21 protein-coding genes are annotated in these 22,030 nt (G+C 72.2%); 18 read left to right on the top strand and 3 right to left on the bottom strand.

Translation table 11 applies throughout. The annotated features are described in order from the left end of the window. The first annotated feature begins 89 nt into the window (after positions 1 to 89). The 6 genes from VNM44_RS03225 (at position 90) to VNM44_RS03250 (ending at position 6,018) form a co-directional block, all read left to right on the top strand. Entirely contained in the window at positions 90 to 743 is a 654-nt protein-coding gene (locus VNM44_RS03225) for a response regulator transcription factor (protein WP_325622551.1), read from the top strand. Beyond that, positions 740 to 2,137: a HAMP domain-containing sensor histidine kinase gene (locus VNM44_RS03230; RefSeq protein ID WP_325622553.1), complete on the top strand. Its 1,398-nt coding sequence runs from the start codon at positions 740 to 742 to the stop codon at positions 2,135 to 2,137. The genes VNM44_RS03225 and VNM44_RS03230 overlap by 4 nt, the downstream gene beginning before the upstream one ends. An 11-nt stretch (positions 2,138 to 2,148) precedes the next feature. After that, positions 2,149 to 4,254, top strand: a complete 2,106-nt coding sequence (recG, locus tag VNM44_RS03235; RefSeq protein ID WP_325622555.1) for an ATP-dependent DNA helicase RecG — start codon at positions 2,149 to 2,151, stop codon at positions 4,252 to 4,254. A gap of 4 nt (positions 4,255 to 4,258) precedes the next feature. Continuing rightward, entirely contained in the window at positions 4,259 to 4,792 is a 534-nt protein-coding gene (gene rsmD / locus VNM44_RS03240) for a 16S rRNA (guanine(966)-N(2))-methyltransferase RsmD (protein WP_325622557.1), read from the top strand. Further along, positions 4,789 to 5,319 carry a pantetheine-phosphate adenylyltransferase gene (gene coaD / locus VNM44_RS03245; RefSeq protein ID WP_325622559.1) on the top strand — a complete coding sequence of 177 codons (531 nt, stop codon included), beginning with the start codon at positions 4,789 to 4,791 and terminating at the stop codon, positions 5,317 to 5,319. The genes rsmD and coaD overlap by 4 nt, the downstream gene beginning before the upstream one ends. A gap of 180 nt (positions 5,320 to 5,499) precedes the next feature. Continuing rightward, positions 5,500 to 6,018, top strand: coding sequence for a hypothetical protein (locus tag VNM44_RS03250; protein WP_325622561.1), 519 nt, complete (start codon positions 5,500 to 5,502; stop codon positions 6,016 to 6,018). Between the two features lie 79 nt (positions 6,019 to 6,097). On the opposite strand, the gene VNM44_RS03255 is transcribed toward VNM44_RS03250, so the two are convergent. Continuing rightward, the gene (locus VNM44_RS03255; RefSeq protein WP_325622563.1) at positions 6,098 to 7,228 is read right to left on the bottom strand and encodes a hypothetical protein; all 1,131 of its coding nucleotides are present in this window, start codon (positions 7,226 to 7,228) and stop codon (positions 6,098 to 6,100) included. A 157-nt stretch (positions 7,229 to 7,385) separates the two neighbouring features. Here VNM44_RS03255 and VNM44_RS03260 point away from each other — a divergent pair, with 157 nt between their 5' ends. The 12 genes from VNM44_RS03260 to VNM44_RS03315 all read left to right on the top strand — a co-directional run bounded on the left by VNM44_RS03260 (position 7,386) and on the right by VNM44_RS03315 (position 18,558). Further along, positions 7,386 to 8,348, top strand: coding sequence for a phosphotransferase (locus VNM44_RS03260; protein ID WP_325622565.1), 963 nt, complete (start codon positions 7,386 to 7,388; stop codon positions 8,346 to 8,348). Between the two features lie 31 nt (positions 8,349 to 8,379). Then, positions 8,380 to 8,895 carry a DUF177 domain-containing protein gene (locus VNM44_RS03265; RefSeq protein WP_325622567.1) on the top strand — a complete coding sequence of 172 codons (516 nt, stop codon included), beginning with the start codon at positions 8,380 to 8,382 and terminating at the stop codon, positions 8,893 to 8,895. A gap of 114 nt (positions 8,896 to 9,009) precedes the next feature. Beyond that, positions 9,010 to 10,596, top strand: coding sequence for an ABC-F family ATP-binding cassette domain-containing protein (locus VNM44_RS03270; RefSeq protein ID WP_325622569.1), 1,587 nt, complete (start codon positions 9,010 to 9,012; stop codon positions 10,594 to 10,596). 21 nt (positions 10,597 to 10,617) lie between these two features. Next, a complete protein-coding gene (gene rpmF, locus VNM44_RS03275) occupies positions 10,618 to 10,806 on the top strand; it encodes a 50S ribosomal protein L32 (protein ID WP_325622571.1) in 189 nt (62 codons plus the stop codon). Positions 10,807 to 10,817: 11 nt separating this feature from the next. Further along, on the top strand, positions 10,818 to 11,801 hold the full coding sequence (plsX, locus tag VNM44_RS03280) for a phosphate acyltransferase PlsX (protein WP_325622573.1): 984 nt from the start codon (positions 10,818 to 10,820) through the stop codon (positions 11,799 to 11,801). A gap of 64 nt (positions 11,802 to 11,865) precedes the next feature. Beyond that, entirely contained in the window at positions 11,866 to 12,111 is a 246-nt protein-coding gene (gene acpP, locus VNM44_RS03285; RefSeq protein WP_325622575.1) for an acyl carrier protein, read from the top strand. A 15-nt stretch (positions 12,112 to 12,126) separates the two neighbouring features. Beyond that, positions 12,127 to 12,822: a ribonuclease III gene (gene rnc / locus VNM44_RS03290; protein ID WP_325622577.1), complete on the top strand. Its 696-nt coding sequence runs from the start codon at positions 12,127 to 12,129 to the stop codon at positions 12,820 to 12,822. A 56-nt stretch (positions 12,823 to 12,878) separates the two neighbouring features. Further along, a complete protein-coding gene (gene smc, locus VNM44_RS03295) occupies positions 12,879 to 16,433 on the top strand; it encodes a chromosome segregation protein SMC (protein ID WP_325622579.1) in 3,555 nt (1,184 codons plus the stop codon). An 86-nt stretch (positions 16,434 to 16,519) separates the two neighbouring features. After that, positions 16,520 to 16,753 (top strand): CopG family transcriptional regulator, encoded by a 234-nt coding sequence (locus VNM44_RS03300; RefSeq protein WP_325622581.1) that lies wholly within the window; start codon positions 16,520 to 16,522, stop codon positions 16,751 to 16,753. Then, the gene (locus VNM44_RS03305) at positions 16,750 to 17,148 is read left to right on the top strand and encodes a type II toxin-antitoxin system VapC family toxin (protein ID WP_325622583.1); all 399 of its coding nucleotides are present in this window, start codon (positions 16,750 to 16,752) and stop codon (positions 17,146 to 17,148) included. The genes VNM44_RS03300 and VNM44_RS03305 overlap by 4 nt, the downstream gene beginning before the upstream one ends. A 7-nt stretch (positions 17,149 to 17,155) precedes the next feature. Then, entirely contained in the window at positions 17,156 to 18,103 is a 948-nt protein-coding gene (gene ftsY / locus VNM44_RS03310; protein ID WP_325622585.1) for a signal recognition particle-docking protein FtsY, read from the top strand. A gap of 113 nt (positions 18,104 to 18,216) precedes the next feature. Beyond that, the gene (locus VNM44_RS03315) at positions 18,217 to 18,558 is read left to right on the top strand and encodes a hypothetical protein (RefSeq protein ID WP_325622587.1); all 342 of its coding nucleotides are present in this window, start codon (positions 18,217 to 18,219) and stop codon (positions 18,556 to 18,558) included. Positions 18,559 to 18,612: 54 nt separating this feature from the next. Here the strand turns inward: VNM44_RS03315 and VNM44_RS03320 are convergent, their stop codons facing one another. Next, positions 18,613 to 18,834, bottom strand: a complete 222-nt coding sequence (locus VNM44_RS03320) for a hypothetical protein (protein WP_325622589.1) — start codon at positions 18,832 to 18,834, stop codon at positions 18,613 to 18,615. 60 nt (positions 18,835 to 18,894) lie between these two features. Then, a complete protein-coding gene (locus tag VNM44_RS03325) occupies positions 18,895 to 21,999 on the bottom strand; it encodes an adenylate/guanylate cyclase domain-containing protein (protein WP_325622591.1) in 3,105 nt (1,034 codons plus the stop codon). Between the last annotated feature and the right edge of the window lie 31 nt (positions 22,000 to 22,030).

A 22,030-nucleotide genomic window follows, 5' to 3' on the forward strand; every position in this document is an offset into this window, starting at 1 on the left:
TCCGGCGCCGGGCAAAGGGATGGCCAGGAAACGCCAGACAGAGGCCAAGGCTCCTGGGGACGACCGCCCGGCGTCCCTACGATTCGCGCATGCGCGTGCTGATCGTCGAGGACGAGGACGCGATCGCCGAGCCGCTCGCCGAGGGGCTGCGCCGGGAGGGGTTCGACGTGACGCGCGTCGCCACCGGCGAGGAAGGGCTCGCTCATGGGGCGGACGCGGAGGTCGTCCTGCTCGACGTACGGCTGCCCGACGTCGACGGGTTCACCGTGTGCCGGGAGCTCCGCTCGCGGTCGGACGTGCCGATCATCATGGTCACGGCGAAGGGAGAGGAGATCGACCGGGTCGTGGGGCTCGAGCTCGGAGCGGACGACTACGTGGTCAAGCCGTTCGGCGTCCGCGAGCTCGTCGCCAGGATCCGTGCCGTCACACGGCGCACGACGCGCCGCGAAGGGAGCACGCGACTCGTCGCCGGGCCGGTCGAGATCGACACGCGCGCCCGCAGCGTCGCCGTCGACGGCCGCCGTGTCGAGCTGACGCCCAAGGAGTACGACGTCCTCGTCGCGCTCGTGGGCGCCGACGGCGCCGTGGTGTCGAAGCAGCGTCTGCTCCAGGAGGTGTGGGGCGGGAGCTGGCTCGGAGCGGGCAAGACGGTGGACGTGCACGTCGCCTCGCTCCGACGCAAGCTGGGCGACCCGGACGTCGTCCAGACCGTGCGCGGCGTCGGGCTTCGCATCCGCGCGTGACCGCGAGACTGCTCGTCGCCGCGGTGGGCATGACCACGGTCGTGCTCGCCGCTCTGGTCGTTCCCCTCGGAATCGCGAACGCGCGCTCGGAGCGACGCGACCTCGAGTCGAAAGTGGAGCGGGATGCCCAGGCGCTGTCGTCCATCGTGGAAGACGGGCTCGAGCGCGCCGACCCGGCCGTGATCGCGAGCGGTGCGCGCGTCGCCCGTGCGTACGAGGCGCGCACGGGCGGCCGCGTCGTGGTCGTCCGTCGGAACGGCGTCGCGGTCGTCGACTCGGAGGGAGGTGTGGGGCGGAGCTTTCGCTCGAGGCCCGAGATCGCCGCGGCGCTCGACGGACGCATCTCGGTCGGCACCCGTCCCTCGCGGACGCTCGGCACGGACCTGCTCTACGTCGCCGTGCCGGTGGCGTCGAGCGGACGGGTGCACGGCGCCGTGCGGGTGACGTATCCGACATCCGAGGCCGACCGCCGTGTCCGGCGCTTCTGGCTCGTGCTGAGCGCGATCTCCCTGAGCGCGCTGGCCGCCGCTGCCGTCGTGGGCGTGCTGCTCGCGCGTTGGGCCACGCGGCCGCTGACGAAGCTCGAGTCCGCGGCCGGGCGCGCCGGGGCAGGTGACCTCACCATTCGTGCTCCCGTCGAGGGGCCGCACGAGGTCCGGTCGGTCGCGACGGCGTTCAACACGATGGTGGGCCGGCTCGAGGAGCTGCTCTCCGCCCAGGAGGCTTTCGTCGCGGACGCCTCCCACCAGCTCCGGACGCCGCTGACCGGGCTCCGGCTGCGGCTCGAGAACCTCGAGCGCGACGTCGGGTCGGAGGGCGAGGCGAGCCTCGCCGCAGCGACGGCCGAGGTCGAGCGGCTGTCGGATCTCGTCGACGGGCTGCTCGCGATCGCGCGCGCGGACCACGTCACCCGCCCGCCGGGCGACGTCGACCTCGCGGCCGTCGTGCGAGACCGGGTGGACGCCTGGGCTGCCCTCGCCGAAGAGCGCGGCCTCGGGCTCCGGTTCGGCTCGTCCTCGACGCCGGTCGTGCGCGCGGGCCGCGACCGGGTCGAGCAGGTGCTCGACAACCTCCTTTCGAACGCGTTCGAGGCGGTCGGCCCGGGTGGCGAGGTCGAGGTGTCGACCGCTGCGACGGGCGCGTACGGCGAGCTCCGCGTCCGGGACGACGGGCCGGGGCTCTCCGACGAAGAGAAGCTCCATGCGTTCGAGCGCTTCTGGCGCAAGCGCACGACTCCGGGCTCCGGCCTCGGGCTCGCGATCAGCCGTCGGCTCGTCGAGCTCGACGGCGGGACGATCCACTTGGAGGACGCGCCCGCCGGGGGAGCGGTCGCCGTCGTGCGTCTCCCGCTCGCCTCCGGCGCGGCGGGGGGCACGTCCGGCTCCGGGTCGTAGACTCGGTCCCGGTGCCTTCCGCGACGCCACGCACCCGGCCGCGAGCCGGCTTTGCAGGGCTGGACCAGCCCGAGCGCCTGCCCCGGACGCGCTCGATTCCCCGTCCGACGCTGCTCGAGCAGCCGGTCGAGACGCTGCCCGGGGTCGGCCCGGGGTTGCGACGGAAGCTCGCGCGCCTCGGGATCGCGACGGTGGGCGACGTCCTCGCCCACCGGCCTCGGCGCTACGAGTCGGCGGCCGAGGAGCGGACGATCTCGGAGCTCTTCGGGGACGACGAGGCCGTGCTCGACGTGACGGTGCGCCGCGCGTCGGCCCGGCGCCGCGGCCGCCTCCACATCCTCACCGCCCATGTCGCCGACGCGACCGGCGACATCCGCGCGACGTGGTTCAACCAGCCCTGGCTCGAGGCGAGGCTCGTGCACGGTACGCGCCTGCGGCTCCGGGGCAAGCCGAGCCGCTACGGGTTTCAGGTCTCCTCCTACGACATCGGTGAGGCTGCCGAGACGGCCGACTTCGCACCGGTCTACCCGTCCACGGCCGACCTCGCGCAGAAGACGCTGCGCTCGATCACGGAGGCGGCGCTCGCGTTCGCGCGGGACGGCGGCGAGCCGCTTCCGGCCGCCGTCCGCACCGCCGAGTCGTGGCCGTTGCGCGCCGATGCCGTCGTCCGCCTCCACCGGCCGCGCTCCGATGACGAGGCCGAGCGGGCACGCCGCCGCCTCGCGCTCGACGAGCTCCTGACGCTCCAGCTCGCGCTTCGCCGCCGCGCGACCGAACGCGAGGTGCTCGTGGCCGAGCCGCTGCCGCCGCCGGCTGAGCTCGTCGTCCGCTACCGCGATGCATTGCCGTTCGTCCTCACCGACGCGCAGGACACGGCGATCGCCGAGATCGACGCCGATCTCGCCCGCTCGACGCCGATGCAGCGCCTCCTGCAGGGAGACGTCGGCTCGGGGAAGACGGCAGTCGCGCTCTACACGCTGCTGCGGGCGGTCGAGGGAGGCCGCCAGGGCGCGCTGATGGCGCCGACGGAGACGCTCGCCGAGCAGCATTTCCTGACGATCGAGGCGCTCTGCACGGAGCTCGGCGTCCGGGTTGCTCTGCTCACGTCGAGCCTCACGGCGCGCGAGCGGCGCGCCGCCCACCAACTCGTCGCATCGGGCGACGTCGGCATCGCCGTCGGGACCCACGCGCTCATCCAGCGCGAGGTGGAGTTCTCCGACCTTGCCGTCGCGGTCGTCGACGAGCAGCATCGCTTCGGCGTGGAACAGCGGGCCGCCCTCGCCGAGGGACGCAGCCCGCACGTGCTGCACATGACCGCGACGCCGATCCCGCGCACGCTGGCGCTGACGGTGTACGGCGACCTCGCCGTCTCGGAGATTGCGGCCCCGCCCGCGAACCGAAAGCCGATCAAGACCGCATGGGTGACCGAGGAACGAAGCCCCGAGGCCTACGCGCGCCTGCGAACGCACCTCGACGACGGTCGGCAGGCCTACGTCGTCTGCCCGCTCGTCGAGGGGTCGGAGACGACCCTCGCCCGGGCAGCAGAGGACGAGGCGGCGCGGCTGCGCGCCCATGAGCTCTCCGGCTACCGCGTCGGCTGCGTCCACGGCCGGCTCAAGACGGCGGAGCGGCGGGCGACGATGGCGGCGTTCAAGGACGGGGAGCTCGACGTGCTGGTCGCGACGACCGTGATCGAGGTCGGAGTCGACGTGCCCAACGCGACGATCATGATCGTTCAGGAGGCCGACCGCTTCGGCCTCGCCCAGCTGCACCAGCTGCGCGGGCGCGTCGGGCGCGGCGCGGAGCAGTCGTACTGCCTGCTCGTCTCGCGGCATCGCGACGAGCTCTCGGAGACTGCGGTCGAGCGCCTCGAGGCGATGGTCTCGACGACCGACGGGTTCGAGCTCGCCGAGCGCGACCTCGAGATCCGCGGCGAAGGCCAGCTCGTCGGCGCCCGCCAGTCGGGGCTGACGGACCTCCGCTTCACCAGTCTGCGCGCCGACCGCGACCTGCTCGAGCGCGCCCGCGAGCTTGCCGTGACGCTCGACGGCGAGACACTCCTCGACGCGGCGGTCGAGCGGCTCCTCGGTGAGGCGGAGCACGTCGGCGAGTCGTAGCGGCATGCGGATCATCGCCGGCACGCACGGGGGGCGCAGGATCGCGGCACCGAAGGGCGCGCACACGCGGCCGACGGGGGATCGCGTGCGCGAGGCGCTCTTCAACCTGCTCGGCCCCGTCGACGGCGCGTCGGTGCTCGACCTCTACGCGGGCTCGGGCGCGCTCGGACTCGAGGCCCTGTCGCGCGGTGCGCGCCGGTGCCTGTTCGCCGAGACCGACGCCGCCGCCTGCCGGGTCATCCGGGCGAATCTCGCGAGCCTCGGGCTCACCGGCGGCCTCGTGGTGCAGCGCGACGCGCTCGCCGTGCTGAGGGACGAGGCGTCGGCCGCACGCCGCCACGAGCTCGTCCTCCTCGACCCGCCCTACGGGCGCTGGGCCGACGTCGAGGAACGGCTCGGCCGGCTGCTCGCGCCCGTGCTCGCCGACGCGGCCGTCGTCGTCGTCGAGACGGACGCCGCGATCCAGCCGACGCTCCCCTTGTCCCTCCGGACGACGCGGCGGTACGGTTCCGCCCGTCTCACCCTCTTCGACCCATGACCGACCGCGAGCCCATCGTCGCCATCAATCCGGGGACCTTCGACCCCGTCACGCTCGGGCACGTCGACGTGATCAAGCGCGCAGCCGCGATCTTCGACCGGGTCGTCATCGGCGTCGTCCGCGACCCGCACCACAAGCAGACGCTGTTCACCGTCGAGGAGCGCGTCGCCTTCCTCGAGGACGCGCTCGCCGACGTCGGGAACGTCGTCGTCGACGTCTTCAGCCAGCTCGTCGTCGACTTTGCGCGCAAGCACGGCGCCAGGACGATGGTGAAGGGCCTCCGCGTGATCGCCGACTTCGAGTGGGAGTTCCAGATGAACCGGCTCAACCACCTGCTCGCGCCCGAGGTCGAGACGATGTACGTCATGTCGAGCCCCGAGTACGCCTTCGTCTCCTCGAGCGGCGTCAAGGAGATCGCGTCGTTCGGCGGCAGGGTCGAGAGCCTCGTCACCCCCGCAGTCGCCGAGCGCTTCCGCGAGCTCTACCCGAACGGCCGCCCGGGTGCGCCTCTCAGTCCTCAGGACTAGCCAGGCGCGGGGGGAGCCATGGTTCCCCCACCGGCCCTCCGTTCGCGTTCCGCCATCGCCCCCGCTGTCCGGCCTCCCGCCGCAACGGTCGGTAACCGTGCGAGCGGCACGACGATGCGGCACTGCGGTCGTACCTCGGCCGCACACACGCAATCCGGCACCACAAGTACCATCCGGGGCATGGACGTCCTCGTACTCATCGACAAGCTCGACGATCTCGTGCACAACGCGAAGGCGGTGCCGCTGACCGACCAGGTCCGCATCGACCGCGAGGAGATCTACGACATTCTCGACCAGATGCGCGCGACGATCCCCGAGGAGATCAAGCAGGCCCGGTGGATCGTGAAGGAGCGCCAGGAGATGCTCGCGGAGGCGAAGCGCGAATGCGACCGCCTGATCGGCGAGGCCCGCGAGCAGGCGATGCGCGAAGCGTCGCAGACGGAGATCGTCAAGCTGGCCGAGCGCCAGTCACAGGACATCGTCGAAGAGGCGCGGCGCGACGCACGCGAGACGCGTCTCGAGATGGAGGACTGGGCCGACGGGATCCTCTCGACGCTCGAGGTCAACCTCGACAAGTTCCTCGGCGCCGTCCGGCGAGGCCGCGAGCGGCTCCACGAGCGCTCACAGGAGACGGTCGTCGCCGGCATCGGCCCGATCGATCGCGACGGGGCGGTGCCGGAGGTCGAGAGCTACCAGTAGGACGCGAGGCTCCGCCTCGCGTCCGGAGGATCGAGTCGGCGGGGATCCGCCCTCCGGCGGATCCCCGTCCGTTCGTCCGTCAGCCCATCGGAACCTGGACGAGCCGGTAGCCGGCGACGCCGGCCAGCACGGGATCGCCCTGGCGCCAGGCCTTGACGAAGAACTGCACCGCGTACGCGGGCCGGATCTCCGGAAAGTCCTGTTCCGGAGTGACCGTGAGCTGGAGCCAGCCGTCCTGCCCCGTCTTCTGGTCCTGGGCGTTCCGGGTCACGAGCGGCGTGGAGCGCAAGAACACCAGCGCGTCACGGACGACGTAACCGCGCGTGTCCTTCACCTTGATGCGGACGGTGATCGGCTCCGTGCGCGACCGCACGGGGCTCGGCGAGAACTGCGCCTGGTCGACGACGAGCCGCTCGTTCGACGGGACGCTCGTGACCGGGATCGACTTCTCGCCGTTCGGCAGCGTGATCACGCCGGCAGGCCCCGGAGGCGCCTGCGGGCCCTGCACGACGCCGCTCTGCGCCGTCAGCCTGGTCGCTTCGCCCCGCGAGTTCCGCGCGATGACGCGTGCCCTCATCGTCTTGCCGACGTCACCCTCGCGGAGCACGTAGGAGTCGTCGCGGAAGCCCGCCTGCACGATGCAGTTGTTGCCTCCCGTGTCGCAGCGGAGCCAGTTGAACGTGAAGGCGATCGGCTGCTGGCCGTTCCACGTCCCGGGGTTGACGCGGATCGTCTGCCCCTGCGCGGGAGTCCCGCTCAGCGTCGGAGCCTGCACGTTGACCGGGCGTCCGGCGTCAGCTGCCCGGACGAGCGCGGTCGCGTTCGACGCGACGGTCCTCGAACCGTCCGCGTTCGACGCGGTCACCCTGACTCGCAGGCGATGATCGACGTCGGCCGTCGCGACGACGTACTTGGTCGTCGTGGCTCCGCCGATCGCGGCGCAGTCGCCTCCGGACGGGAGGCCGCCGCCCCGCGGGCAGCGCACCCACTGATACGCGAAGCTGGTGGGCGAGCCGTTCCACGACCCCTGGCTCGCCGTCAGCTCCGAGCCGACGACGGCGCTGCCGCTGATCCGCGGCTCTGCCGTGTTGTCCGGCGTCGCCGTGGTGACGGCTCCTCCGCCTCCCGGCAGCGCCAGGACGGTCGCGAGCGACGCGAGCGCGGCGGCCGCGAGCGTCCAGGCAACTGTGGTCCTGCGTGTCGTACGCATCGCGCGTCCTTTCCTCGATGGGAGAGACGAGACAGGAGATATCCGCGATCCCAGGCGCCGAACCGCCTGCTTACGGAAGTTTCACCCCGTTTACGGATCCTTCATGCTCCGCTGACAGCCGGCTGACAGGCGGCGGCGACCCGACTACCTTCTTCCCGTGGTCGACTGGACGGCTCGCGCCTGGCTCGCCGAGGCGCACGAGTGGATCGAGCAACGCCTCGGCGGTCTGGGCGCCCGCCGGACGGGCCCGATCGAGCAGCCGCACGTCCGCCCGTGGTCGACGGCCATGCGTGTGCCGACCTCGGCCGGCGACCTCTGGTTCAAGGCGAACGCCCCGCTGCTCCGGTACGAGGCAAGCGTCGTCCAGATCCTCTCGCGAGTGCGTCCAGACCTCGTTCCCGAGCTCGTCGGGGTGGAGCCAGAGCGCGGCTGGATGCTCATGCGCGCCGGCGGTGAGCGGCTGCGCGAGGTCGTCGCGGAGGAGCGCCGGCTCGACCGGTGGCTCGACGTCCTCCCGCTCTACGCCGAGCTCCAGCTCGCCGCCGCGCCCCGGGCCGAGGAGCTGGTCGCGCTCGGCACGCCCGATCTCCGGCTCGCGAGTCTCCCTCGGGTCTACTCGCGCCTCGTCGGCGAGACCGAGGGTCTCTCGCCGGAGCAACGCAATCGCCTGATCGACCGTGCGGCCGATGTCGAAGCGATGTGCCGGGAGCTCGCGGAGCTGGGAGTCCCCGAGACGATCCAGCACAACGACCTCCACGATGGTCAGGTGTTCGTCTCGGGGGATCGCAGTCTCGTGTTCGACTGGGGCGACTCGTGCGTCTCGCATCCCTTCACGACGATGTCCGTCACGCTCGAGGGCCTTCTCGCGTGGGGCCTCGACGACGTCGAGGGGTCGGTCGACACGACGCCGTTCCGCGACGCCTACTTCGAGCCATTCTCGGGTCGCGAGGAGCGCGAGGACCTCGCGCGGGCGATGGCGTCAGCGCTCCGCCTCGGCTGGATCTGCCGCGCCGCCGTGACCCTCCCGCTTGCCCTTGCGCTCGACGGCGCGCCGCGCGACCAGCTGCTCGACCAGGTGCGGACGCAGCTGCGGATGTTCCTCGACGGCACGCCGGCCTGAGCACTCACCGCGTGGCGCTACCCTCGGGCGGATGGCCGGCTTCCCCGTCAGACGACTTCGGCTCCGACCCGGTGAGGAGCACCGTGAGGTCGTCCCCGTCACGCTCGAGCCATTCGTCTTCGGCGGCCAGCAGTACGTGGCCAACCCGTCCGAGGCTCCCGCCGAGCTGGTCGTCCAGCGCGCGACCACGGGCGACGTGTTCGGACTGAACGTCTCGACACAGCTCGAGGGCCCGTGCATGCGCTGTCTCGCCGAGGCCGTCGCCCGGGTGGACGTCGACGCGCAGGAGTACGAGGCCAGCGACCCCGGAGCCGACGAGGAGCTCCGCTCGGAGTACGTCTCGGACGGCGAGCTCGACGTCCACGCGTGGGTGCGCGACCAGGTGGCGTTCGCGGTTCCCGACCAGATCCTCTGCCGACCCGATTGCGCGGGCCTCTGCCCGGTCTGCGGCAAGGACCTGAACGTCGAGCCGCACACCCATGATGACGAGGCGGTCGATCCCCGCTGGGCCGCGCTCGAGGCGCTCCGCACGGAGACGGACGGATAGCGCTGCTACGGTGGGCGGGCGCTTCGGCGCTCGCCCATGACGGACTGAACGCGGACACATGCCCCGGCAGCCCTCCACGGAGGCGCTGCGACGTCCCGTCAGGAGGTTTCCGTCGTGCGAGCCCGTCTTTCCGGTGTCTCGAAGTCCCATGGTGCGCAGGTCGTCCTCGAGCAGGCATCGCTCGAGATCGGCCCCGGCGCACGCATCGGTCTCGTCGGGCCGAACGGCGTCGGCAAGTCGACGGTCCTTCGCCTGCTCGCAGGAGAGGAGGCGCCGGACTCGGGTGTCGCGGCGATCGACCCGCCGCACGCGACGGTTGCCCATCTTCCCCAGGAGCCGGAGCGCCGGCCGGGCGAGACGCTGCAGGCCCGCCTCGCGCGCCTGACCGGCGTCGCGGCCGCAGAGCGGGCGGTCGAGCGAGAGGCGAGGGCGCTCGCCGCCGGTGGCGTCGATGCCGCGTCGCGCTACGACGCTGCGCTCACCCGGTTCCTGGCGTTGGGAGGCGGGGATCTCGACGCGCGGGCTGCCACCACGTGTGCTCGGCTCGGGCTCGGCGTCGACCTCGACCGGCCGTTCGATGGGCTGTCTGGCGGTGAGGCGGCGCGCGCCTCGCTCGCTGCAGTCCTCCTCGCGCAGGCCGACCTTCTCCTGCTCGACGAGCCGACGAACGACCTCGACGCAGACGGGCTCGCCCAGCTCGAGGAGTTCGTCGACGGCTTCCGGGGCGCGATCGTCGCCGTGTCCCACGACCGTGCGTTCCTCGACCTGACCGTGCGGCGGATCGCCGAGATCGACCCTCGCTCGCACGCGATCGTCGAGTGGGCTGGCGGTTGGTCGGACTACGCCGCGCGTCGGGACGAGGCACGCCGCGCTGCGTATGCGCGCTTCGCCGACGTGCAGGGCCGTCGCCGCGAGCTGGCGACTCTTCTGTCGACGAGACGGACGGAGGCGCGGTCGCAGGGCACGGGGCTCGGCGAGAAGTCCGGCGGGGCAGACCGCCGCGGCACGAATGCGCTGCGGACGAAAGTGCGGCAGACAGAGAAGCTGCTCGAACGGAATCCACTCCCCGAGAAGCCGTTCGAGCCGTGGGAGCTCCGGCTCGAGCTCCGGGCCGCGGGACGCCTACCCTCGCCCGTGCTCCGACTCTCCGGCGCCGTTCTCGAGCGCGGTGCGTTCCGTCTGGGGCCGCTCGACCTCGAGCTGCAGCCCGGCGAGCGGCTCGCGATCACCGGGCCGAACGGGTGCGGGAAGACGACGCTGATCCGCGCACTCCTCGGCGAAGTGGGGCTCTCCGCCGGCAGCCTCCAGATCGGTCGCGGCGTCGTCCCAGGCGTGATCGGGCAGGAGCGAGTCTCGTACTCTTCGTCGGAGCCGCTGCTCGACGCGTTCAGAGGTCGAGCCGGCATGCACGCCGTGGACGCGCGGACACTGCTGGCGAAGTTCGGCCTCGGCGCCGCGCACGTCCTGCGCCCGTGCGAGACGCTCTCGCCCGGCGAGCGCACCAGGGCGCACCTCGCGGAGCTGCAGGCGGCAGGCGTCAATCTGCTCGTCCTCGACGAGCCGACGAACCACCTCGACCTCGAGGCGGTCGAGCAGCTCGAACAGGCGCTCGCGAGCTGGGACGGCGCACTCGTCGTCGTCTCGCACGACCGCCGCTTCCTGGAGGCCGTCGGGCCGACAAGGGCTCTCGCGCTCGGCTAGCAGGTACACTCCCGGCCGCTCATGGCCGTCCCGAAGCGAAAGACCTCGCAGTCCCGCCGCGACAAGCGCCGGGCGCAGCACGCGATCTCCGCACCGCGCGTCTCGACGTGCGAGAACTGCGGCTCGCCGAAGCAGGCGCACCGCGTCTGTCCGACGTGCAACACGTACCGCGGGCGCGAGATCAGGCCGCTGCGGGCGCCCGCGCCGTAGAGCCGAGCTCAATGGCGACCCGCGTCGCGGTCGACGCCCTGGGCGGCGACCACGCGCCCGGCGAGATCCTCGCGGGCGCCGTCGCAGCCGCCTCCGAGACGATCGCCCCGGTCCTCTTCGGCCGGGCCGACCTCGACCCGCACGGGCTCGAGCTGATTGCCTGCGGAGACCTGATCGCGATGCACGAGAAGCCGGCCGAAGCCGTCCGGGCAAAGCCGGATTCGACGCTGGCACGCGCCGTCCGCGCGGTTGGCGACGGCGAGGCCGACGCGGTCGTCTCCGCCGGGAACACGGGAGCGATGCTCGCCGCGTCGCTCCTCCATGTCCGGCGGCTCCCCGGCGTCCTCCGTCCCGGGATCGCCATAGTGATCCCCGGCCGGCGCGGCCCGACGGTGCTCATCGATGCCGGCGCGAACGCGGACGCCCGGCCCGAGCATCTCCTGCAGTTCGCCCATATGGGGACGGTCTTCGCTCAGGAGATGCTCGACGTCCGCGACCCGTCTGTGCGGTTGCTTTCGATCGGCGAGGAGCCCGAGAAGGGCAACCAGCTGACGCTCGACGCGCACGCCCTCCTGGCGCAGGCGGACGGGCTTCGCTTCGAGGGCAACGCGGAGGGCCGCACGCTGTTGGATGGCGACTCCGACGTCGTGGTCTGCGACGGTTTCACGGGGAACGTCGCGCTCAAGACTCTCGAGGGAACGATCCGGAGCGTGCTCGAGGCGCTCCGCACCGAGATCCGCTCGTCCCTCACCGGCCGGCTCGGCGGCCTGCTCGTCCGCCCGGCTGCGCGCGGCTTGCGCTCGCGCCTCGATCCGGACACCTACGGCGGCGGCTACCTCCTCGGTCTAAAGGGTCTCGTCGTGATCGCACACGGGTCGAGCTCGCACGTCGCGATCGCGAACGCGATCCGCATGGCGGCCCGCGGCGTCGAGCACCGTCTCGTAGAGCGCCTCGCGGAGCGGCTGCCCTCCACCCGCGCCGATTCGGCGGAGTAACGGCCGCAGCTGCCTGTTAGAGTCGTGCGACTCAATCCACCCGTGCGACAGCGAGGTTCGAACCGTGGCCCTATCCCGCGATGAGGTGTACGAGCGCGTCAAGGTGGCGCTCGTCGACAAGCTCGGCACCGACGAGAGCGCGATCTCGGAGGACGCGGCGTTCCAGGAGGATCTGAACGCCGACTCGCTCGACCTCGTCGAGCTGATCATGGAGCTGGAGGACCAGTTCGGGATCAAGATCCCGGACGAGGACGCCCAGAAGCTGACGACCGTCGGCCAGGCCGTCGACTACGTCGTACAGCATCAGTGAGTGCAGACTCCTGACGTGCGCGAGGGGGAGGGCCAGGCGCTCGCGCGCCTGATCGACGCCCTTCCCCCCGAGCGCCGGGAGCAGGTCTTCACGCATACGTCGTGGGCGCCCGACCGCGCGTCCTCGTACGAGCGTCTGGAGTTCCTCGGCGACTCCGTGCTCGAGCTCGCGATCGCGCGCGCGCTGTTCGACCGCTTCCCGGACGCGTCCGAGGGTCGGCTGGCGAAGATCCGCGCGCACGTCGTCTCCCGACAGAGCTGCGCCGCCGTCGCGCGCGACCTCGACCTCGGGGCGGTGCTCGTCGCCCGCGCTCAGGACGTTCCCAGCCCAGAGCTGCACCGCATCTCGCTGAGCCGCAATGTCCTCGCCGCCCTGCTCGAGGCGGCCATCGCCGCCGTCTACCTCGAGGCGGGCTACGACGGGGTCGCGCCGGCGATCGTCGAGGCGTTCGACGAGCGGATCGAGTACGCGAGCACCGGCCACGTGGACTCGAAAACGGAGCTCCAGGAAGCTCTCGCCCGGACGGGTCGCGCGGTGCAGTACGAGGTGCTCGACGTCGAGGGCCCGCCGCACGAGCGCCGGTTCGTGTGCGCGGCGCTCATCGACGGCGAGCGGCTGGGGACGGGCAGCGGCTCGACGAAGAAGGCCGCGGAGCAGGAAGCGGCCGCAGAGGCGCTCGCCGCCCTGGGCGTGCACCCCTCCGCCGCCTGAGAGCTCGTTCGACGGTGGGATCCGCCGTCCGTCGCCGCAGTTAGCGTTCGGGCCCGGTGCACCTGCGCTCTATCAAGCTGCGCGGCTTCAAGTCGTTCCCGGACCCGGTCGAGGTGAAGCTCGAGCCCGGGGTCGCGGTCGTGGTCGGCCCGAACGGCTCCGGCAAGTCGAACGTGTCCGATGCGATCGTCTGGGCGGCCGGCTCGCTGACGCCGTCCGAGCTGCGCGCGGAGAAGCCCGACGACGTCCTCTTCGGCGGCTCCGCGACACGTCCCTCCGCCGACCACTGCGAGGTCGAGCTCCTATTCGACAACGAGGACGGCGGCTTCGGGGCCGAGCTCGACTACTCCGAGATCGCGATCGCGCGAAGGCTCGTGCGCGGGGGCGAGGGCCAGTACCTCGTCAACCGGACGCCGGTCCGTCGCACGGACCTCGTCGAGCTGCTCGCGGACGTCGGCCTGGGCGGTTCGATGCACTCGATCGTGAGCCAGGGGAAGGTCGACGCCGTGCTCGCCTCCAAGCCAGAGGATCGCCGCGCGCTCGTCGAGGAGGCCGCGGGGCTCGGGAAGTTCAAGCGACGCCGCCACCGCGCGGAGCTGAAGCTCGCCCGCGTCGCGGCGCAGGCCGAACGCGCTCGCGACGTGGAGGAGGAGGTTCGCAAGCGCCTGCGGCCGCTGGCGCTGCAGGCGACGGCGGCCGAGCGTGCCGAGAAGCTCGCCGGGGAGATCGCGGCTTTGCGCGCGCGGGTCGCCCGCCTCGACCTCGCCGCCCTCGACGCGCGCCGGGCGGAGGCCGACGAGCGTCGCACCGCCGCCGCGCTCGCGCGCCGCTCGGCGCAGGAGAGACTCCAGTCCGTGCTCGCCGAGCGTGAGAGCGCCGAGGTAGAGCTCTCCGATGCCGCGGGTGCCCGTGAGGCGGCCGTCGGCGCGCTGTACCGGCTCCAGGGCGCCGGCGAGCGGCTCACCGTGCGCGGCGAGTCCGCTGCCGGCCTGAGCGAGCGCCTCCACGAGGATCTCGCCGACGCCGAGCGTGCGGCCGCGACAAGGACCGACGAGGCGCACCGTGCGCTCGAGGACGCATCACGCGCCGCCGCCGCGACCGCACGTGACGCAGCTTCGCGCAGCGGACAGGCGACCGAGCGCGCGCGCCACGCCCAGGCGCTGCTCGCGGCCGCCGAGCGGGCACTCTCGGACGAGGCCGAGCGGCGTCTCGAAGAGGTTCGTCGCGAGCGCGAGGCGGTCGACCGCGGGATGAGCGAGCTCACCGGCGGCCACGGCGACGCGAACCGCAGGCTCGTGGCGCTCGGAGCGGCACGCGAGCGCCTGCAGGCCCGGCACGAGCGCGCCACCGAGCTCGCTCGACGGCTGCGCGGCGAGCACGACGTCGCCCGCGCGCACGCGCGGAGCGGCGGTCCGAGCCCCGCCGAGCTCGAGGAGCGGGCGAACGAGGCACGAGCGCTCGCCCGCGCCGCGTCCGGCGACCGCGACGACCTTGCCGAACGCGCCCGCTCCGCTCGGGAACGCCTGGCGGCGCTCGAGCGCTCGCTCGCTCAGAGGGAGGGAGTGGCACCTGCGGCGCGCACGCTGGCGTCGGAGGGTGAGCGGCTGGCACTCGCGCAGCTCGAGGTCGAGCCGGGGCTCGAGCAGGCGGTGGCGGCCGCGCTGGCGTGGCGCGCGTCGGCCCTCCTCGCCGACGGCGCCGAGAACGCTCTGGCGCTGCTCTCGCGTGCGAGGGAGAGGGGACTCGGCAGCCTCTCGGTCGTGATCGGCGGCGAACGACGCGCGAGCGGCGAGCCGCCGCGGCAGGGTGCCCGTCCGCTCGTCTCGTCGGTCAGCGGCCCGGAGGACGCGATGCGTCTCCTCGACGGCGTCTGGCTGGTCGAACCGGAGGAGCTGAGCGGCGTGCGCTCGGGCGTGGCCGTCACGCGCCAGGGTGACGCCTACGACGCCGACCGGGGCGAGATGTGGTTCGCGGGCGAGACCGGCGAGGCGGTGCTCCTCGAGCTCGACGCCCGCCGGCGGGCACTTGCGGACGAGGCGGACGAGCTCGCGGCGCGGGCGGAGACCTCCGCACGGGAGGCGGACGAGGCGTCGGCGCGCGCTGGAGAGGCCGAGGCGGCGTACGCGGAGGTCGCGCATCTCCGCGGAGCGACGCTCGATCCCGAGCTCCTTGGGCGACTCGCGACCGTCGCCGAGGGGCTCTCCGACGCGACGGCTCGGGCGACGGCGGCGATTTCCCGTGCCCAGGCGCCCGTCGAGGCCCGGCTGGCGGCCTCCGACCGCCGTTCCCGTGAGCTCGGTGACGAGCTGCGGCGGCTTGCAGGGCTCGAGGCCGAGGCCCGTCGGGACGCCGCCGACGCGGGCCGGCGCGCGTCCGAGTCCGAGGTCGTGCTCGCCCGGCTCGGCGGGGCTCCGGTCGGTGTGGGCGCCACCGGCGAGAGGTCGCGCGACGAGCTCGCACGCGACGCGGAGTCCGCGCTCGCAGAGGCCGACCAGGCTGCTGCCGCGTCGCTCGCCGCCGCGGGCGAAGCCCGCGTGGCCGATGCGGCGCTGGTCGAGCGCGCGCCGCGCCGGAGCCGACTCGACGTCGACCTGCTGCGCCGGCTCGCCGCCACCGCGACTGCCCTCGGCGCGTCCGTCGACCGCGCGTCCGCGCTCGCAGCGCGGTTCCAGGCTCCTGTCCGAGCGCGGGTCGACGCGGGCGCCACGCGCGCAGGCGAGCTCGGCGCAGAGCTACGGCGGCTCGGCGCCGCCGAGGTCGAGGTCAGGCAGTCGCTCGACGAGGCGTCCGAGCGCCTCACGGCGGTCGAGGTCGACCTCGCGCGTCTCGACGGCGAGTCGCGGGAGGCTCATCGACGGCTCGACGAAGCCGTCGCCGACGGTGCGGCGGCCGAGCCTGACGAGGCCGCCGCCGGGGACGGCGCCGATCGCGACGAGCTCGCGTCCCGGGTGACCCGCCTCGAGTCCCGTCGCGAGGCGCTCGGCAAGGTCAACCCGCTTGCGAAGGAGGAGTACGAGGCCGAGAAGGAGCGGCTCGAGGAGCTCTCGGCACAGCGGGCCGATCTCGAAGCCTCGCTCGCGGAGCTCGCGACACTACGGGACGAGCTGACCGAGACGGTCAACCGTCGCTTCGACGAGACGTTCGCGGCGGTGGCCGCGAACTTCGAGGAGGTCGCCGCGACCCTGTTCCCCGGTGGCGACGGGCGGCTGCGGCTCGTCGAGCCGGGCGAGGAGGACGGGGCGGAGGCCGAGTCGGGCGTCGAGGTCGAGCTCCGTCCCGCGGGGAAGAAGATCACGCGGCTGACGCTGCTCTCGGGAGGCGAGAAGGCGCTCGGTGCGATCTCGTTCCTCTTCGCACTGTTCCTTGCGAAGCCGTGCCCCTTCTACCTCCTCGACGAGGTCGAGGCCGCACTCGACGATACGAACATCGCCCGCTTCGTCGAGCTCCTGCGCCGATACGCGGACCGCGCGCAGTTCGTCGTGATCACGCATCAGAAGCGGACGATGGAGGCCGCGGACGTCCTCTACGGCGTCACCATGGGCGGCGACGGCGTCTCGCAGATCGTCTCGCGCCGCCTCCCGCGCGAGCAGCACGCCGCCGCGACGGCCTGAGCGGGAAGCGCTGCCGGCCGTCCGGCGGGACGCTGTCGGCCGACCGCGTGATGTATGCGTCACTTCAACGATGTAAGCTCAAGGGGATGAAGCGACTCCAGATCATGATCGAGGAAGAGCTCGACGACGCTCTCGCCGTCCAGGCCCGACAGGAAGGCACCTCCAAGGCCGCACTCATCCGGCGGTACGTGGGCGAGCGCCTGCGGCCGCTGCCGCCGATCGAGGACGACGCGCTCTGGGGTCTGATCGGTATCGCCGAGGGCGCGGAGGGAGATTCGGAGTCGGTGGACGACGTCGTCTACGGCGCGCGCCCGAAGTGATCTTCGTCGACACGTCTGTCTTCGTCGCCGGGATCGCGGCGCGGGACTCGCACCACGGCGAGGCGGTCGAGCTGCTCGGAACCCATGGAACGTCGGGGCTCGTCACGTCGAACCACGTCCGGGGCGAGACGTGGACCTTCCTGAACCGCCGCTACGGGCACCGGGTCGCCGTAGGCTTCCTCGACATGCTCGACCGGACCCGGCAACTCGGCGTCCTGGCCGTCGACCACGAGCTGGAGACGCAGGCACTGCGCTGGCTGAGACGCCACGACGAGCGCGCCTACTCGTTCGTGGACGCGACGAGCTTCGCATTGATGCGGTCACAGCGCATCAGCAACGTGTTGACCTTCGACGACGACTTCAGCGCCGCGGGCTTCGTCGCGCTGCGCGCCTAGGAGCGCCATGTCGAGGACGTGGGCGGAGCTGCTCGGGGACGGCGAGGACGGGGCGCGCGAGGCGGAGGAGCGGAGCGGCTTCTTCTCTCGCCTGCGCGACTCCCTCGGGAAGAGCAGGCGCGCGCTCGTCGCGGAGCTCGGGGCGTCGTTCGATCCGAACGAGGAGGACGCGTGGGAGCGGCTCGAGGTGGCGCTCATCCGGGCCGACGTCGGCATCCCGGCCACCGCAGAGCTCATCCGGCGTCTCGAGGCACGCGGCGAGCTGACCGACCTCGGGGAAGCCCTCGCAGAGGAGGTCGAAGCGCTGTTCGGCGAGCCGCCGCTCCTCGCACACTCCGCCGAAGCGCCCACGGTCGTGCTCGTCGTCGGCGTCAACGGGACGGGGAAGACGACGACGATCGGCAAGCTCGCGCGCAAGCTCTCCGAGCACGGCCGCTCGGTGCTCGTCGGCGCGGCCGACACGTTCCGCGCTGCCGCCGAGGAACAGCTCGAGATCTGGGCCGAGCGGGCGGGCGCAGACTTCGTGGGCGGCTCGCGCGGCGCCGACCCGGCCGCGGTCGCGTTCGACGCGCTCGAGGCCGGCCGCGCCCGCGGCACGGACGTCGTCATCGTCGACACCGCCGGTCGGCTCCACACGCAGGGAAACCTGATGGAGGAGCTTGCCAAGATCCGCCGGGTGATCGCGGGCCGCCTGGACGGTGCGCCCCATGAGACCTTGCTCGTCGTCGACGCCACGACCGGCCAGAACGGTCTCCAGCAGGCGCGGCTGTTCTCCGAAGCCGCGGGCGTCACCGGTGTGGTGCTGACGAAGCTCGACGGGTCGGCCAAGGGCGGCGTCGCGATCGCGATCGCCCACGAGCTCGGCTTGCCCGTCAAGCTGGTGGGCGTCGGGGAGGGCGTCGACGACCTCCGCCCGTTCGACGCACGCGACTACGCGCGCGCGCTCGTCGCCTGAGCTCGGGCAACGCGCGCATAACCGGCTGGGGGATTGCGTGTCATCCCCCTTCCGGGGTAGGCTCAGCGCAAGTTCGACAACTGGGTCGAGGGGGAAGAGGAGGATCGAGCGACATGGCCGTCACGGTTTCCGCGCGGTACCCGGGCCTGAGCCCGCAGCTCTACGACGAGGTCGTCGCCACGCTCGACCTCGACGCCAACCCGCCGATCGGAGCGATCCTGCACCTCGCGGGGCAGAGCGACGACGGCATCCAGGTGACGGAGATCTGGCGCACCGAGCAGGCCTTCCAGGCGTTCAACGACAGGTTCGTGTCGGCGCTCCAGATGCGTGGCTACCTGTCGCGCCCGACGATCGAGACCGCGCAGCTGCACAACCTGTTCGCGGTCGAGATGGACACGATCGAGCGCATGGGCGCGGTTTCGCTCCCGGGCACGTACGCGGGTGCGGCGCTCTAGGAGCGCCGCACAGCAGCGCACAGACGACGTCCCGCGCGGAGCGGTCCTCGCCGTCTACGGGTGGTCGACCACGCGCACCTTGTAGTCGCTGGGCGGGTTGTCGCCCTCGATGATGATGTCCACTACGCGAAGCCGGAACGGTCCTTGCCGATTCTGTGTGGCTTTCGCGTATGCGTGCCGCAGGCCGTGCTCGAGCGTGATCTCCTCCGCGGACGACTGTTCACGAAGGAACTCGCGGGCGCTGCCTTCGTACAGATACAGCTGATCGTCGGACATCTCTCCACCTCTCTCTGGGCCGGGTGGTGATCGTACGACGCTGTCGCCTCGAAAGGAAGCTCACGTCATCGAGCTGAGGGCCGTCTCGGCGGCCTCGACCGCCGCGACGTTGCCCTTCAGCGCGTAGAGCGCACGCGCCTCGTCGACGCTCGCGGCAGCCTCCTCGTTCCTGCCGGCCTCCGCCAGCACCTCGCCGAGCGCTACGAGGGTGCCGGCCCGGAGGTCGAGGGAGTCGGTCGCGTCGGCGAGTGCGACGGCCTCCCGAGCAAGCCGCTCCGCCTCGATCGTGTCAGCGCGCCGCATGGTCGTTCGGGCGAGGGCACGACGCCAGAGCACCTGCGGCATGACGTCCGAGTCGGCAGCCGTGGCCCTCGTGATCTCGACGAATCGCTGTGCCTCGACGTCGTTTCCCTGAAGAGCGAGGACGTCGGCGAGGAGACTCGCCAGTGTCGAGCGGACGCCCGTCTCGCCCATCTCCTCGAGCATCGAGTACCCCGTCCGAAGCTCCTGCTCCGCTGCGGGGAGATCGCCTGCAAACGTCTCGATCTGCGCGCCGAGGATCGCGCGGGCAGCGCGGCGGAAGCGGAGGCCGAAGTCCTCGTACACGGCGACGGAGTCGGCATACAGCTCCCGCGCCTCTTCGAAGCGGCCTTCCATTGCTCGAAGCCCGGCGAGCGTCGTACCGATTCCCGCCTCGAACGTTGGCGCGCCGGGCGCCTCGGCGAGGAGCTCGATGCACTTCCGCACGGCGTCGGGCACCGGTGTCGGCCCGTAGTACAACGCCTGTGCATAGAGCGCCTCGAGCACACGCAGCTGTCCTTCGTTCTGCAGCTGCCGCGCATCGACGATCGCGCGCTCGAGAGCGTCGGTACGCGCCGCCCACCGACCCGCGATCAGGTGCGACTCGCTGAGGAGCCACCATGCCTTGGCGAGCCCGAGATGGTCGCCGAGCTGCTCCAGTTCCGGGATGGCGGCCTCGGCCACCCGCCGGTCATCGTCGGCGGCGCCCTCCGGCTCCGTATAGGAGCGCTGCCACTGCAACTCGATGAGCGCCCGAAGCTCCGACCTCCGGTCGCCGTCGCGCTTCGCAGAGCTGATCGCGTCGTCCAGCAGCGTCCGGGCCCGATCCCACTCTCCGGCACGCATCGCCGCGCTCCCGAGCTCGGTGAGGAGCTCGCTCCGCCCCCGGTCGTCCTCCGGCAGCAGTGCAAGCGCGCGCTCGAACATCACGACCGCGGCGGGCACATCCTCCCGCGCGAGTGCGCGCCGGCCCGCGTCGGCGAGGAGGCCACCGGCCTCGAGCGCCAGCGCACGGGTCTCGTCGCCATGAGGGACTAAGTCCGTGCGGCAGCGGTACGCCTGCTCGAGGTGGTATCCGATGATCTCGTCGTGCTCGCCCAGGCCTCTGCCTTCGCGGCCCTGCTCCTGGAGCCAGCGGGCGAAGCGCTCGTGGAGCTCTGCGCGCACCGCCTTCGGGATTCCGGCGTACGTCTCGTCGCAGATCAGCGAATGTCGAAAACGGTACGCGTCCTCCCCCGGTACCTCCGCGCGTGACGGCTGCACGAGCCCCTTGCGCACGAGGCTGAGCAGGCGGTTGGTCACGAACGGCTCGTCCGCGCGCGACGAAAGGCCGACGAGGGCGCGCGGCCAGAACTCCTTGCCGACGATCGAGGCCCGCTCGAGCGTCCTCCGCTCGGCGGCCTCGAGGCTGTCGATCCTGGCGGCCAGCAGTGCATGGATGGAAGCAGGGAGCTCGATCGCGTCGCTGGGCCCGGCATCGGCCGTCATCGCCGCCAGCTGCTCGGCGAAGAGCGGGTTTCCCTCCGAGGTCGAGGTGATGCGCTGCTGCAACTCGGCGTCGCCCACACCGAGCGCCTCGACGAGCTCCGCCGTCTCGGTCTCGGAGAGCTGCTCGAGCTGGAGCATCGCCGAGGCGAGACCCGGGCGCGTCTCGAGCAGCTCCGGCCTGGCGATGCAGAGCAGCACGAGCGGCCCCGACGCGAAGGCCGCGAGATACTCGACGAGGTCGAGCATCGTCGGCTCGGCCCAGTGGAGGTCCTCGAACACGACGAGCAGCGGCCGCCGTTCCGAGATCCGCTCCAGGAAGCGCCTGACGGCCCAGAACACCTCCGTGCTCGGCGCTCCGCCGTCGTCCGCCGTCGTGACCGTACGGAGCCGCTCGAGCACGACCGGCCCGTCGTGCGTCCCGGCGAGCGCGGCCTCGGCCGCGGCGACGCCGCCCAGATCGGCGAGGAGCTGCTGTAGCGGCCAGAAGGTGATCCCGCTGCCGTAGGGAAGGCAGCGTCCGGTCGCGACGTCGGCGACGTCGCCGAGCTCTGTCGCGAGCTCGCGCGCCAGCCGGGACTTTCCGATCCCTGCAGGGCCGAGCACCGTGACGATGCGGCAGCGGCGCTCGGTGAAGGCATCGCTGACGAGGGGGCGGAGTGTCGCGAGCTCGTCCACCCGGTTGACGAGCGGCGCGTCGAGGCGCCGTTCGTAGCCCGCCGCGTCCTCGTCGACCTCGTCGACGCGGAACCGCGCTACCGGCTCGCTCTTCCCCTTCGCGCTGAACCGCTCGCGAGGTCCCACCGTGACGGCGTCCTTGACGAGCGGATACGTCGCCGTCCCGATCAGGATCGTTCCCGGTTCCGCGGCTTGCTCGAGTCGCTTGGCGAGATTCACGGCGTCCCCGGTGACGAACGTCTCGCCGGTGCCGGGATCACCCGCGACGACCTCACCGGTATTGACGCCGATGCGGCACGCGAGCTCGACGCCCCATGTCGCACGGAGCTCCGCGTTCAGCTGGGCGAGACGACGCTGCATCGCCGTGGCCGCCCGCACCGCGCGGAGCGCGTCGTCCTCGTGCGCGACCGGGATCCCGAAGACGGCCATCACCTCGTCGCCCCGGAAGCGTTCGACCGTCCCACCGTGGTGCTCGATCACCTCCCTCATCGACTCGGCGTAGCGCGCCATCACACGGCGCGTCGTCTCGGGGTCGGTCGCCTCGCCGAGCGACGTCGAGCCCACGACGTCGCAGAAGAGGATCGTGACGGTCTTGCGAACCTCGAGCCCCTCGTGGACACGTCTCGGCAGCGCCGTCCCGCATGCGCTGCAGAAGCGCGAGGAGTCGAGGTTGTGCTCGCCGCAATGGTCGCATTCGGCCACGGCCGGAGTCTAGGACGGTTGGATCCGTTCC

This window comes from Gaiella sp., from assembly GCF_035558935.1.
Lineage (GTDB): Bacteria > Actinomycetota > Thermoleophilia > Gaiellales > Gaiellaceae > Gaiella.

Excerpts from the sequence above, each read along its gene's own strand:
- VNM44_RS03225 (WP_325622551.1), top strand. The coding sequence starts at position 90 with ATGCGCGTGCTGATCGTCGAGGACGAGGACGCGATCGCCGAGCCGCTC.
- rsmD (WP_325622557.1), top strand. The coding sequence starts at position 4,259 with ATGCGGATCATCGCCGGCACGCACGGGGGGCGCAGGATCGCGGCACCG.
- coaD (WP_325622559.1), top strand. The coding sequence starts at position 4,789 with ATGACCGACCGCGAGCCCATCGTCGCCATCAATCCGGGGACCTTCGAC.
- VNM44_RS03250 (WP_325622561.1), top strand. The coding sequence starts at position 5,500 with ATGGACGTCCTCGTACTCATCGACAAGCTCGACGATCTCGTGCACAAC.
- VNM44_RS03255 (WP_325622563.1), bottom strand. The coding sequence starts at position 7,228 with ATGCGTACGACACGCAGGACCACAGTTGCCTGGACGCTCGCGGCCGCC.
- VNM44_RS03265 (WP_325622567.1), top strand. The coding sequence starts at position 8,380 with ATGGCCGGCTTCCCCGTCAGACGACTTCGGCTCCGACCCGGTGAGGAG.
- rpmF (WP_325622571.1), top strand. The coding sequence starts at position 10,618 with ATGGCCGTCCCGAAGCGAAAGACCTCGCAGTCCCGCCGCGACAAGCGC.
- plsX (WP_325622573.1), top strand. The coding sequence starts at position 10,818 with ATGGCGACCCGCGTCGCGGTCGACGCCCTGGGCGGCGACCACGCGCCC.
- VNM44_RS03300 (WP_325622581.1), top strand. The coding sequence starts at position 16,520 with ATGAAGCGACTCCAGATCATGATCGAGGAAGAGCTCGACGACGCTCTC.
- ftsY (WP_325622585.1), top strand. The coding sequence starts at position 17,156 with ATGTCGAGGACGTGGGCGGAGCTGCTCGGGGACGGCGAGGACGGGGCG.
- VNM44_RS03315 (WP_325622587.1), top strand. The coding sequence starts at position 18,217 with ATGGCCGTCACGGTTTCCGCGCGGTACCCGGGCCTGAGCCCGCAGCTC.
- VNM44_RS03320 (WP_325622589.1), bottom strand. The coding sequence starts at position 18,834 with ATGTCCGACGATCAGCTGTATCTGTACGAAGGCAGCGCCCGCGAGTTC.